Origin of the sequence: Vreelandella venusta, assembly GCF_015689495.1 — a bacterium.
Classification (GTDB): Bacteria; Pseudomonadota; Gammaproteobacteria; order Pseudomonadales; family Halomonadaceae; genus Vreelandella; species Vreelandella venusta.
This window is the reverse complement of the sequence record NZ_CP065135.1, coordinates 3,611,001-3,624,463: the sequence shown is the minus strand read 5'-3', so window position 1 is coordinate 3,624,463 and position 13,463 is coordinate 3,611,001. Positions and strand designations below refer to the sequence as shown.

Annotated in this window: 9 protein-coding genes; 2 read left to right on the top strand and 7 right to left on the bottom strand. The window is 53.1% G+C overall.

The features are described from left to right. Positions 1–9: 9 nt before the first annotated feature. Both speA and IR195_RS16885 read right to left on the bottom strand, forming a co-directional pair. A complete protein-coding gene (speA, locus tag IR195_RS16890; protein ID WP_146944786.1) occupies positions 10–1,929 on the bottom strand; it encodes a biosynthetic arginine decarboxylase in 1,920 nt (639 codons plus the stop codon). Beyond that, complete coding sequence (locus tag IR195_RS16885) at positions 1,929–2,885, bottom strand: homoserine kinase (RefSeq protein WP_120387332.1); 957 nt, start codon at positions 2,883–2,885, stop codon at positions 1,929–1,931. The genes speA and IR195_RS16885 overlap by 1 nt, the downstream gene beginning before the upstream one ends. 174 nt (positions 2,886–3,059) lie before the next feature. Here IR195_RS16885 and polA point away from each other — a divergent pair, with 174 nt between their 5' ends. Next, positions 3,060–5,834, top strand: coding sequence for a DNA polymerase I (gene polA / locus IR195_RS16880; RefSeq protein WP_206048116.1), 2,775 nt, complete (start codon positions 3,060–3,062; stop codon positions 5,832–5,834). A 153-nt stretch (positions 5,835–5,987) separates the two neighbouring features. Here the strand turns inward: polA and IR195_RS16875 are convergent, their stop codons facing one another. After that, positions 5,988–7,013: a Fe(3+) ABC transporter substrate-binding protein gene (locus tag IR195_RS16875; protein WP_125751525.1), complete on the bottom strand. Its 1,026-nt coding sequence runs from the start codon at positions 7,011–7,013 to the stop codon at positions 5,988–5,990. Positions 7,014–7,237: 224 nt separating this feature from the next. Here IR195_RS16875 and IR195_RS16870 point away from each other — a divergent pair, with 224 nt between their 5' ends. Beyond that, positions 7,238–8,335, top strand: coding sequence for an ABC transporter ATP-binding protein (locus tag IR195_RS16870; protein WP_125751522.1), 1,098 nt, complete (start codon positions 7,238–7,240; stop codon positions 8,333–8,335). 31 nt (positions 8,336–8,366) lie between these two features. Here the strand turns inward: IR195_RS16870 and IR195_RS16865 are convergent, their stop codons facing one another. From IR195_RS16865 to dctP, 4 genes are all read right to left on the bottom strand, one after another. Continuing rightward, a complete protein-coding gene (locus tag IR195_RS16865) occupies positions 8,367–10,067 on the bottom strand; it encodes an ABC transporter permease (protein WP_146944794.1) in 1,701 nt (566 codons plus the stop codon). Between the two features lie 166 nt (positions 10,068–10,233). Then, a complete protein-coding gene (locus IR195_RS16860; RefSeq protein ID WP_198350412.1) occupies positions 10,234–11,565 on the bottom strand; it encodes a TRAP transporter large permease in 1,332 nt (443 codons plus the stop codon). After that, positions 11,562–12,065: a TRAP transporter small permease subunit gene (locus tag IR195_RS16855; RefSeq protein WP_146944796.1), complete on the bottom strand. Its 504-nt coding sequence runs from the start codon at positions 12,063–12,065 to the stop codon at positions 11,562–11,564. The genes IR195_RS16860 and IR195_RS16855 overlap by 4 nt, the downstream gene beginning before the upstream one ends. A 61-nt stretch (positions 12,066–12,126) precedes the next feature. Beyond that, on the bottom strand, positions 12,127–13,230 hold the full coding sequence (gene dctP / locus IR195_RS16850) for a TRAP transporter substrate-binding protein DctP (RefSeq protein ID WP_125751509.1): 1,104 nt from the start codon (positions 13,228–13,230) through the stop codon (positions 12,127–12,129). Positions 13,231–13,463: the final 233 nt, after the last annotated feature.

Genomic DNA, 13,463 nt, shown 5'->3' with positions numbered 1-13,463 from the left:
CTATAAGCACTATTCTAAATAGGTGTAGCCATCCAGGCCTTCGCTCAGGCTAGCGGCAAACTTTTCCTGTTCTTGGGTTGAGAAGCCGCTAGTGATCAGTTGCTCGGTGAGCTTCTGCTTAAGCACTCGAGCATCAAAATTGACGTAGGCTAAAACATCGGCCACCGTATCGCCTGCCTGTAGGTTAGAAAAGACCCAATCGCCATCGTCACCCAGTGCGGCATCGACGGAATCGGTATCGCCGAACAGGTTGTGCAAGTCGCCGAGAATTTCTTGATAGGCGCCTACCAGGAAGAAACCTAGCCAACGCTCGTCGTCGCTCGCCCACTCGGGCAGCGGTAGAGTGCTCTCCACGCCTTGACCATCTACGTAGCTATCAATGCGCCCATCTGAATCGCAGGTAATATCCTGAATAACCGCGCGACGAGTGGGGGGCTGGTCTAGCCCGCTCAACGGCAGAACAGGGAATATCTGTTCGATTCCCCACACGTCAGGCACCGACTGAAATAATGAGAAGTTGACGAACAGCTTGTCGGCTAGCTTTTCAGCCAGTTCGTCCATAATTTCTCGGTGTGCGCGATTACGGGTATCGAGCTGGCCGCGTAGGCGCGCACAGGCCGCCATATAAAGCCGTTCGCCTTCGGCACGGGCCTTGATATCACTTAAACCCATTACAAAACGGTCTTGCAGCTCACTCACCGCTTGCAGAAGGTCATGCCAAGCTTCCACTAAGACACGGGGCTCCTGGCTTTCGGCTAACTGCTCAAAAACCCGCCATAGAGCTTCCACCTGAAGGTCTTCCTGGGGGGAACGTTCTGGAGGCGAATCATTAACGCGCTCTTCGCCAATCACGTTGGTGATCAGTACGGCATGATGAGCGGTTAGCGCACGGCCTGACTCGCTGATCAGGTGGGGCTGTGGCAGATCCGCCTCCTGACACAGTTGCGCAAAGGCGCTCACGACGTTGCGCGCATACTCCTGCATGGAGTAGTTGGCTGAGCAGTAGCTGCGTGAGCGGGTGCCTTCGTAGTCGATGCCTAGACCGCCGCCAACATCGACGGTATTAACCGGTGCCCCTAGGCTCACTAGGTTTTGGTAAAAACGGGCGCACTCCCGTAGGCCACGCTGGATATCGCGAATATTGGCAATTTGCGAGCCGAGGTGAAAGTGTACTAACTGCAAGCTTTCCAACGCATTTTGAGCGCGCAAGGTTGCGACTACGTCAAGAATTTGGCTGGCAGTCAGGCCAAATTTTGACTTCTCGCCACCGGTGTTTTGCCATTTACCTTTTCCTACTGAGGCAAGCCGTGCCCGCAAACCAATGCGCGGGGTGACTTCCAGCTCACGAGCTTCTTCTAATATAAGCTCCAGCTCAGACAGCTTCTCAACAACCAGATAAACGCGATGCCCCAGCTTTTCACCCAGCAGCGCTAAGCGAACGTACTCGCGGTCTTTATAACCGTTGCAGACAATCAGCGAAGAGCCGCCATCCGACAGCGCCAGCACTGCCAGTAGCTCCGGTTTACTGCCTGCTTCTAAGCCTACGCGACCATTACCCCGTTCGGAGGTAGCGAGGATCTCTTCCACCACGCGGCGCTGCTGATTCACTTTGATCGGATAAACGGCTGTGTAGCCGCCCTGATAGTCGATGTCCTGCATCGCAACATCAAACGCACCGCACAGCTGTTCTACGCGGTCATGCAGAATGTCGCTAAACCTTACTAGCACCGGCAACCGCAGGCCCGCTGTCTGCAACTGACGGACAAGCCCGCTGAGCGGTAGCGCTGGACCTTCTGCGTCGCTGCCAAGCGGGCGGACCAAGGCTTGGCCGTGGTCATCCACGTCAAAGTAGCCACTGCCCCATTGGTCAATATTCCATGTGCGTCGGGCGCGTAAGGCCTGGGCGCTGGTGGTCACCGATTCGATCATCAAGAAACCTCTGGGAGCGGTAGTGCGCCAAATTCAATGCGCGCTTTTAAAATGGTTCGGAAACGCTCAGGGTCATGAGGCGTTAGGTCATGGGCAGGCGGGTCAACATAGACGACTAGCAGGCGCGATAGCCAATATCGCAATGCCGTCATGCGCAACATGGCTGGCCATAATTCACGTTCATCAGCGGTGAGAGGGCGACGTGCTTGGTAAGCGCTCAGAATGGCTTCATAACGCTCAGCATTCAACGTGCCATCCTCATTGGTGGCCCAGTCGTTAATGACGATGGCGAGATCAAATAGCAAATCGCCGGTACAGCCGTTATAAAAATCGATAATACCGCCTAGCTGGTCGCCCTCAAACAGCGTGTTATCACGGAATAAATCGCCGTGAAGCGCTCCTTGCGGTAGCTCGCCGTGTTGGCTAAAGGCACCTTCGAAGTCATCGACTTCATTTTTCATCAGTGTTTGGTCATCAGGGCTAATATAGGTTAGCACCTTGTGATGCACCGCTCGTAGCCAGTGAAGGTCGCGCGGGTTTGGCCGATGGCCAGGAAAACGCTGAGAGACAACATGCAAGTGCCCCAACGTATTGCCCAGCGCTTGGCATTGGGCAAGGTTAGGGGCGCTAGGATGCTTGCCGGGTAAGCGTGGAAACAGTAAAGCAGGCTTACCTGCCAAACTGTGTAGCGCAATTCCTTCGCGGTCGTGAATAGTACCGGGCACCGGCAAACGGTGCTCATCCAGGTAATCCAACAGCTCGACAAAAAACGGCAGCTCTTCATGTTCACCCTGTTCAAACAGGGTTAGTACCAGCTCGCGGCGATCGGTGGTCACAAAAAACGTTGAGTTTTCGGTGCCACCGGCAACGCCTTGCAGCGAAACGAAGCTGCCTACATCAAACTTTTCCAAAAACGCGGCGACCTGAACGTCGCTCAGCGGGGTAAATACAGCCATGAGAATCTCGCCCAGGTTGCTAAGCCCATTATTGTAGCGGCTTGCAGGATCAGTTGGCAGCGTTGTGTGAGTTTGAAATGCGTTATTCGTAGCGGTTGTTTCTGCAGTCATTGCCGTGAACGCGTATCATAGCCAATAGACTTTCTTACTGTGTTGCTAACAATGGAATTGGTTATGGCCCGTGCCCCAATCGTGCTTGTCGATGGCTCATCGTACCTATATCGCGCTTTTCATGCGTTGCCACCGTTAACGACCTCCAACGGCCAGCCTACGGGAGCCGTGAAAGGCGTATTAAATATGCTCAAGCGGCTGATTAAAGACTACCCGGAAAGCCCAATGGCGGTGGTGTTTGATGCGCCAGGAAAAACCTTCCGCGATGAGATGTACAGCGACTATAAAGCTCATCGGCCACCTATGCCCGACGACCTGCGCAGCCAAATTAAGCCGCTGCACGCTTGTGTAAAAGCGCTAGGCTTACCGCTACTGTGCATTGAAGGTGTTGAAGCCGACGACGTGATTGGCACTCTGGCCCATCGTGCCACCCAGGCGGGTCGTGATGCGGTGATTTCGACTGGCGATAAAGATATGGCGCAGCTGGTGAATGACCACATTACATTGGTCAACACCATGAAAGAAGAGACCCTCGACGAAACGGGCGTCAAAGAGAAATTTGGTCTTCCCCCCTCACTGATCATTGATTTTTTGGCACTGATGGGGGACAAGGTTGATAACATTCCCGGTGTGCCGGGGGTGGGCGAAAAGACGGCCATTGGCCTGTTGCAAGGCATGGAAGGTGGTTTAGAGACAATTTACGGAGATCTTGAGCGCGTCAAGACACTCAGCTTCCGTGGTGCGAAAACGTTACCCAAGAAGCTGGAAGAGCACCGTGAACAGGCCTTTCTCTCTTATCAGCTAGCAACCATTAAAACCGACTGCGAGCTGCCCGTGGGGCTGGATGACTTGGATATTGCGCATCCCGACCGTGAGGCGCTGGTAGAACTCTATAAAGAAATGGAGTTCAAGCAGTGGTTGGCTGAGCTACTGGCAGGTAGCGACGAGGGCGTCGATGATGTAAAGGGGGGCGAGCCTGCGCCTGATAACGCTGCTAATGAGGTGGCTGATAGCGCTGCGACTTCCAGCCAGCGGCATGATCACGTCATCGTTGAGCAAGCTGAGTTTGATGCATGGCTAGCGCGACTCAGAAAAGCCGAGCGCTTTTGCTTCGACTTAGAAACGACCAGCCTGAATTATATGGACGCCGATATTGTCGGCGTTGGCTTGGCACTGGAAGCTGGTGAAGCCGCCTATATCCCACTGGCCCATGACTACCTGGATGCCCCCGCTCAGCTTGATCGTCAACAGGTTCTGCAGGCATTAAAGCCGCTGCTGGAAGATCCTGAAAAAACCAAAATTGGTCAGAACCTTAAGTACGATATTTCCGTGCTGGCAAACTATGATATTCGCGTGGTGGGGCCGCTTGCCGACACTATGCTAGCCTCGTACGTGTTGAATTCCACCGCCACGCGTCATGATATGGATTCGCTGGCGCTGAAGTATTTGGGCGAAAAAACCATCTCTTTCGAAGAGATCGCTGGAAAGGGTGCCAAGCAGCTCACGTTTAATCAGATCGCCTTAGAGCAAGCGGTTCCTTATGCCTGTGAAGATGTCGATATCACGCTGCGGCTGCAAGAAATACTGCGCCCTCAGGTGGAGCGGGAAGGGCGTTTGGCGGACGTGTTGGATCATCTTGAGCTGCCGCTGATTAACGTCTTGTCGCGGATTGAACGCAATGGCGTTGCGCTGGATGCCGAACGTCTGCACGAGCAAAGCCAGCAACTAGAGCGCCGTATTCGTGAGCTTGAAAGCGAAGCCTTCGAGTTAGCAGGCCGTGAATTTAACCTTGGTTCGCCCAAACAGCTGGGGCAGATTCTGTTCGAAGAGCAGAAAATTCCGGTGATCAAGAAAACGCCCAAAGGCGCACCTTCGACCGCAGAGGCAGTGCTAGAGGAGTTGGCGCTGGATTACCCCTTGCCCAAGGTGATTATGCAGCACCGGGGACTGGCGAAGCTAAAATCCACCTATACCGATAAGCTGCCGCGCTTGCTCAATAAAACCACTGGGCGGGTGCATACTAGCTATCACCAAGCGGTAACGGCGACAGGGCGTCTTTCGTCGTCTGACCCCAACCTGCAAAACATCCCGATTCGTACGGAAGAAGGACGTAAAATCCGCCAAGCGTTTGTGGCGCGCCCAGGCTACCGCATTGTGGCGGCAGACTACTCGCAAATTGAGCTGCGTATTATGGCGCACCTCTCCGAAGATAAAGGACTTCTGGAAGCGTTTGCGGAAGGGCGAGATATCCATACAGCGACCGCTGCCGAAGTATTTGGTACTGCGCTTGAAAAGGTCTCCGCCGACCAGCGGCGCAGCGCTAAAGCGATCAACTTTGGCCTGATTTACGGCATGAGCGCTTGGGGCTTATCACGCCAGCTGCATATTGATCGTAATCAGGCGCAAACCTACATCGACCGCTATTTTGACCGTTATCCTGGCGTTGCTCGCTATATGGATCGTATTCGCACCCAAGCCGCGGAAGATGGTTTTGTTGAAACCGTGCTTGGGCGGCGGCTGTACCTGCCAGAGATCCACTCGCAAAACCGCAATCGCCGTCAGGGTGCTGAACGCACCGCCATTAACGCGCCTATGCAGGGCACGGCAGCAGATATCATCAAGCAGGCGATGATCGATGTCGATGCATGGCTTGCTGAAGGGGAGTTTGATGCCCTTATGGTTATGCAGGTGCATGATGAACTGGTGTTCGAAGTGGCCGAAGGACAAGTTGAGGCGTTTATTGAGCAGGTCCAAACGCGCATGCAGGCCGCTGCCACGCTTAGTGTGCCGCTGATTGTTGAAGCCGAAAGCGGCAGCAACTGGGATGAAGCCCACTAGTCTTAACCACTAGCATGAAGCCCGCTAGGCTAAGCGAGGCTTAAACGACGTTACGGGGTCGTTACCGGCAACCCAATAAAAAACACCTGCAGCTGAGCTGCAGGTGTTTTTTTAGTTAGGCTTGAGGCTCCTGAGTCCTAAGAGCCGCCGAGCTTAACGCCAGCTTACACGATCGAAGATACGGATCGCTTCTGGGTTATTTTCACCCAAGATGCTGATGTTGATATCGTCTTTGGCGAAATCACCCCAAGATTCCAGCACCGGGTTTTTCTTGATGCCTTCCACGACGGGGAACTCGTAGTTACGGTCAGCCAGTACTTCCTGAGCTTCGTCAGAGGCTAAGAACTCCAGGAAACGAATGCCGTTTTCTGGGTTTTGCGCGTTAGCCACTAAGCCAGCGCCGCCAACGTTAATGTGAGTGCCACGATCATCCTGGTTGGGGAAAATCACCCCCACTTTGCGTGCGGCTTCGCGGTCGGCATCTTCATCGGAATGCAGCATGCGAACATAGTAATAGTGGTTTGCAACCGCTAAGTCACACTCACCGCTGGCAACACCAAGAATCTGATCGGTATCGCCGCCTTCTGGGTCGCGCGCCATATTATTTACAACACCTTGGGCCCACTCTTCCGCACCTTCTGCGCCGTGGTGCTCAATCATTGACGCTAGCAGCGACTGGTTATAAATGTTGTTGGAAGAGCGAATGCATACTTGGCCTTCAAACTGCGGATCGGCCAGGTCTTCATAAGAGGTGATTTGGCTGGGGTCAAAGTTCTCACGGTTGTAGAAAATAACCCGTGCGCGCTGGCTAAAGCCAAACCACAAACCTTCAGGGTGACGCATTGATTCTGGCAGGCGCTCGTTAAGCACGTCAGACTCTACGCTTTGAAAAAGGCCGTCCTGCTCGGCGCGCCATAAGCGGCCTGCATCAACGGTAAGCATCACGTCGGCAGGGCTAGCAATGCCTTCACGCTGCATGCGCTCCATCAACTGGTCAGAGTCGCCTTCCAGCACATTAACTTCGATGCCGGTCTCGTCAGTGAACGCTTTGTAGAGAATCTCATCAGAGTCGTAATGGCGGGCGGAGTAAATGTTGACTTCGTTAGCGAGCGCGCTACCTGCAAAGGCAGAACCTGCCATAATGGCAGCTACGGTAGCCGTAAGACGTGCTTTGTTCATAACAAATACCCTGAATGTTTATGATAATAAGTTGCATTAGCGACGTGACGTATTGAAACGCTTCTCTTGGTTGGCGTCAAGTCAAATGCTAATGACACGCATCCGCTGTTTAGCAAGAAACGTGCATCTCTACTCAATAGAAAATAGAATGCAAATAACTTTCAACCGTGTTCGCAGCGGCATGCGTTTATCATGTCGCGGGTGGACGAGACAATGGTGAAATAATGACAGCAACTGTGTCACTTTCCGATGTGTCGGCGCCTGCATCAGCACTGTCGCTTCGTGGTATTCAGCACACGTTCGCGGCTAATAAAGTGGTTAAAGGCATTGATCTTGATATCGCCCCAGGCGAGGTTGTGTGTTTACTGGGCCCTTCTGGCTGCGGCAAAACCACACTGCTTCGGATTGCTGCGGGCTTAGAGGTCGTGCAGGAAGGCACGGTTAGTCTTGATGGCCTATCCATTGCGGCACCCGGTAAGCGTCATGTGCCACCAGAAAAGCGCAATGTTGGTCTCGCTTTCCAAGACTCAGCCTTGTTTCCACATCTTAGCGTGCTGGAAAATGTTACCTTCGGTCTGAAAAATTTGCCCTCTAGCCAGCGTCGGGAGCGTGCGCTGGAACTGCTGGCTCAACTTGGCATGGCCGACTACGCCGAGAGCTATCCACACATGTTGTCAGGTGGACAGCAGCAGCGCGTTGCGCTGGCGCGAGCGCTGGCACCCACGCCTAAATTAATGTTGTTGGATGAACCCTTTTCGAGTCTTGATGCGCGGCTACGTGATCGCATCCGAGACGATACGCTACACGTGTTGAAAAAACTCGGCTCAGCGACTCTGCTCGTGACCCACGATCCTGAAGAAGCCATGTTTATGGCGGACCGCATCGCACTAATGCGGGATGGCGAAATTGTGCAGACGGGCACTCCCCGTGAGCTTTATTGTGCGCCAGTGGCTCCCTTTGTGGTGACGTTTTTTGGCGAGGTGAATGAGTTAAGCGGCATTGTGAAAGGGGGCTTTGTCGCTACGCCCGTTGGGCCGGTAGATGCCAGCTGGTTACCAGAAGGTAGTCACGTTCAGGTGATGATTCGCCCCGAAGCACTGCGCATTAAAGAGCGTGACTTACCCGTCGAGTCGCATAGTCACAGCCATGTGGTGATGGCCAAGCTGCTAGGGCGTTCCAGCCTTATTCACTTATGTGCGCATGGAGAAGATGGTCAGGAAGCCCACCTTCACGCCCGCGTGCCAGGCGTGTTTTTACCCCAGGAGGGCCAGCCGATTGATATCGACTTGGACCATTCCCAGGTATTTATCTTTCCGCGTTAAGTGTTCGCTGTTCAGCGCTTGCTCGCCTCCATTACTCAGCTTGGCTGCCAGGGCGCGCCCGGCGCATTGCCAGGCTGAGTAAAATTACCGGTAATATGCCGACGACCACAATGGTCAGAGAGGCGGTTGACGCTTCAGCTAAGCGTTCATCTGAGGCGAGGCTGTGAGCGCGTACTGCTAGCGTGTCAAAGTTGAAGGGGCGCAGGATGATCGTGGCAGGCAACTCTTTCATCACATCGACAAATACCAGAATCCCTGCTGCCAGAAGACTGCTGCGCATCAGCGGCGTATGAATATGGCGCAGTGTACCGCCAGCGGTTTGACCCAAGGTGCGGGATGCGGCATCCATGCTGGGGGTTACTTTGCCAAGGCTTGCTTCTACCGCATTAAACGAGACGGCCAAAAAGCGTACGACATAAGCGTAAATCAAAATAAACGCTGAACCGCTAAATACCAGGCCAATGATTTTTCCGTAGTGTTCGTGAAGCCACATGTTCAGCGAGTTATCCAGCCAGGCAAACGGAATCAGGATGCCCACGGCAACCACCGAGCCAGGAATGGCATAGCCCATTGCGGCGATACGGGTGAAAAATCGTGCGCTTGGTGAGTTGTTAAGCCTAACCCCGTAGCTCAGTAGTACGGCTAAGCCTACCGCAATCAATGCAGCCACGGTCGCGAGGCTCAGGCTATTCATAGCAAAGCCAATAAATCGTGTGCCAAACAAGCTATCGCCCGTTTCAATGGCCATATTGAGCAAAATACCGCTGGGCAGTAAAAAGCCGATAACAATGGGCAGCAAACACGCCAGGGTAGCACCGAGTGCATGCCAGCCACGCAGCGGATATTCCGGTAGTTGCTGATAGCGGTTAGTGGTATGGAAGTAGCGCCGTTTACCCCGCGAATAGCGCTCTAGAAGAACCAATACAATGACAAAGGTCAGCAGACAAGCGGCTAACTGAGCGGCAGCGACGGGTTCACCTAAGCCAAACCATGTGCGATAGATCCCCGTGGTGAAGGTATCTACCCCAAAAAACTGTACCGCGCCGAATTCGTTAAGCGTCTCCATCAGTACCAGTGAAACGCCGCCTACTAATGCCGGGCGAGCAAGAGGCAGCGCCACGCTGGCAAATAAGCGCCAGGGGCCACGGCCCAGAGTGCGGCCTACATCTAATACACATACCGACTGCTCAAGAAAAGAAGCCCTAGCTAACAAATACACGTACGGGTAAAGCACAAAGGTAATCAGTGTGGCCGCGCCACCGAGTGAGCGTACATTGGGGAAATAGTAATCGCCCACTCGCCAGTCAAACCATTCACGCAACATGCTTTGTAGCGGTCCGGCTACTTGGAAAAAGTCTGTATAGGCGTAGGCAATGACATACGTTGGTACCGCAAGGGGTAGCAGCAGCGCCCATTCAAATATGCGCTTGCCTGGAAAACGGCACATTACCACCAGCCACGCAGTTCCGGCGCCTGTAATCAGAGTGCCGATGCCAACCCAGAGTACCAGCCAGAAAGTATTAGAGAGGTAGCGTGGCAATACCGTGCTTGCAAGGTGCTGCCAAACGCCTTCTGTCGGCACAAAAATATGGCTTAGGACCACAATAATCGGCAGGGCGACAACAAGGGCGATCAAAAAAAGCGCGATTGACCAAGGGTTGAGCGATAGCGAAATACGTGACGCAAAACCTGAAAGCAGAGCCGATGGTGAGCGGCGAGCTGGCGTAGACACGTCGTTATCTCCTTGGATGAGGGGCAGCTTGGCTCGTCAATGCGAAAAAATTGCGGCTGCAAATAGTATCACTTGCGTCAGGCGGCTGCAGCCAACATTGTTTCTATCAAAAAAATCCCCCCGCAATGCGGGGGGAGGTTGTGCGTTTGACATCAGTCGCTTGATATCACTGGTAGCCCACCAGCATGCTAGGTAATCCCGTAATCAAACTAGGGAAAAGAGCCATTAGTACGCAGGCGAAAAGGATGATGGCCACAAATGGCACGACGGCTTTATATAGGTCGATGATTTCGACTCCTGGTGGAGCCACTCCTTTCAAATAGAACAGCGCATAACCAAAAGGCGGCGTTAAGAAGGAGGTTTGTAACACCACCGCCACCATGACGACGAACCACAGTACATCCACGCCCATCTGCGAAATGATTGGCAGCATGATAGGGAAGCTAAGTAATACAATGCCAGTCCAATCAAGGAACATGCCGAGAATGAATACCAGGAACAGCATTAATAGCAGTGCACCAATGGTGCCGCCCGGCATGGCCAGTACAAAGTCACTGATCACGGTCATCCCGCCGCCAATCGAGAATACCCCAGTGAATGCTGTGGCCCCGACGAGCACTAACATGACCATCGTCGTGGTTTTGCCAGCTTCAATCAGCGTGTTGTAACAGGTTGATAGTTTGCGGTCGCCGAAAATTAAAAACAGCAGGAACGCGATAAAAACACCAATAGCGGATGCCTCTGTCGCCGTGGCCACACCGGTAAACAGTGCCCCCAAGACGCCGAGAATTAACGACATGGGGGGAACAACATATTTGCCCAGCATGATCAGTAGCTGTTTTGTGCTGACTTCGGCGCGCTCTTCTGCCGGTACTTTAGGGCCGTAGCTAGGTTTGAGCCAGCAGATTACCAGCACATATAGGGCATACATCACCCCCAACATCAGGCCAGGGACTAACGCACCAGCGAAGAGGGCGCCCACTGAGACAGGCGAGTAGCTTGCCATCAAAATCAGCATAATGCTGGGAGGGATTAAAATGCCCAGGCAGCCGCTAGCCATGATGACGCCCGCGCTTAGCTCTTTGTTATAGCCATACTTAAGCATTGGCACTAAGGCAATCATGCCCATAACGGCAATCGACGCGCCGACAATGCCGGTGGTAGCCGCAAGTAAGACAGAGACAACCACCACAGTAAGCGCTAACCCACCACGTAGATTCGCCAGCAGCAAGCGCATGGCATCAAACATTTTTTCGGTGACGCCTGAGTCGTTCAGGAAACGCGCCATTAGAATAAACAGTGGTATCGCCACTAGTACATAGTTGTCCATAGCATTGCCATAGACGTTGTTAATGATGATACCCAAGGTATTAATGCCCGGCCCTAAATATGCGCCGATGACCGCCATGCCACCCAATACGAAGGCAAGCGGATGACCCATAAACAGGCCAACTAAAAGGCCACCAAACATTATCAGCGTCAGTAGTTCTGCACTCATGCGGATGTCTCCTCACGCAGCTGCATAATGGCGCGCAGAACGATAGCAACCGCCTGCAACAAGATAAGCACAGCAGCGACTACGATAACGCCTTTTACCGGATACACCGGGATTGAGACCATTCCGTAGGTCGTTTCGCCTCGACTGAATGAACGCTCGAAAAAGCGCCAGCCGTAGGTCAATAACAGCCAGATAAAGGGTACAAAGAATATCAAGTAGCCGAGTAGCTCCAGTACGGCCTGCTTTTTACGTGATAGCAGACGTTTAATAACGTCGACTTCCACGTGGGCGTGGTGGCGCAACCCATAGGCGGCCATCAGCATAAAGTGAGCGCCGAACAGCATTTTGGTGACATCAAACGCCCAGTCGCTAGGACGGCCAAAGAAGAAGCGCGACACAATGTCGTAAAGCACTATTAGAGTAATGATGGCAATTAACGGTGCAATGATGCGGCCCAGCAGCTCGTTAATTGCATCGATCGCCTTGGCAATCGCGTTCATGGAAGGTCTCCGCAGCTAAGCAATAACCGCCCCCACAGCGCAGGGGCGGCACTTAAACGCCTTATAGGCAGGCTTCGATCTCTTCCAATGAGGGCAGGTTGTCCATCGTACGACTCATGTTGAATGGCGCAGTAACATCACGCCATACAGCGTACTCTTGTAGATAGGTAATCATGGAGTGATAGACCTTCGCGTGGTCGGAGTTTTCACACGCGCCACGTACGATGACATCGTTGGTGATTTCCTGGATGCGCGCCAAGTCTTCTTCTGAGAATTGGTTAATGGTGACGCCCGCATCAATAAACTTCTGGGTCGCTTCGGTAGATTCACGCTCCGACCAGGAAAGTGACCAAGCCATGGTGGCTTCAGCAGCTATTTTTAGCTTAGTCTGGGTTTCTTCAGACAGGGCATCCCAAGCGTCTTTGTTAATCATAACGCCGAAAACGCTTGCCGACTGGTGCCAGCCAGGTGTCGCCCAGTAATCAGCAACTTCAGCAAAACCGGCTTTAAAATCAACGCCTGGAGTCGAGAACTCACCGGCATCAATTACGCCGCGTTCAATCGCTTGATACACTTCACCCCCAGCCAGGGTGACCTGGGAGCCGCCTAGCTCTTCGAGCACCCGGCCCTGATCGCGTCCCGATAGACGCAAACGCTTACCTTCAAGGTCTGCGATGCTCTCAATCGGTGTGCGGCCCATAAAGCCAGATTCGTTGTTGGTAATGCCGTAGGGCAAGTACACCATGTTGTACTGGCCGTAGATTTCTTGATAGAGCTCAAAACCGCCCCATTGTTGAATCCAGTTCAAGTAATCCACGCCGTTAAACAGACTGGTAGTGGTGGCCAGAGGAGAGAATGCTGGATTCAAGCCGGCCCAGTAGCCTGGCCAATCGCCAGAGGCTTGGATAGCGCCGGTTTCGGTAGCGTCGAACACTTCAGTGCCAGGCATGAGCGTGCCGCCTGCACGGAAGTTAATTTGTACTTCGTCACCTGCAAGCTGGTTGACAAGCTCTGCCCAGTGCTGATCAACCTTAATCAGGTCAAGGTTTTCGGGCCAGGTAGTCGTCATTGTCCACTGTTCCTGCGCTTGAGCAGTGGAGGTGAGGGCGGCGAAAGCGACACCAGCGGCGAGGCTGGTTAGTGCGAATTTAGTGGTCTTTTTCATTGTATGTTTCCTGGTACTTTGGCGGTTGGCGTTATTAGTGTTTATTACCTGAAAGCAGGAAAGTGCAGTGAGTGTGGCTTACGTTTACGTAAAGTAAACGGCGCTAGGCTGCCTCGCTAAGCTAGCACACTCCCCCCGCTGCAGCGCAATATCAGTAACTCAAGGAATTTAACGTCGTATAAGAAGTTTTGTTGGGAAATTTAGCTCATTAAAAACAATTATTTGTATATTTT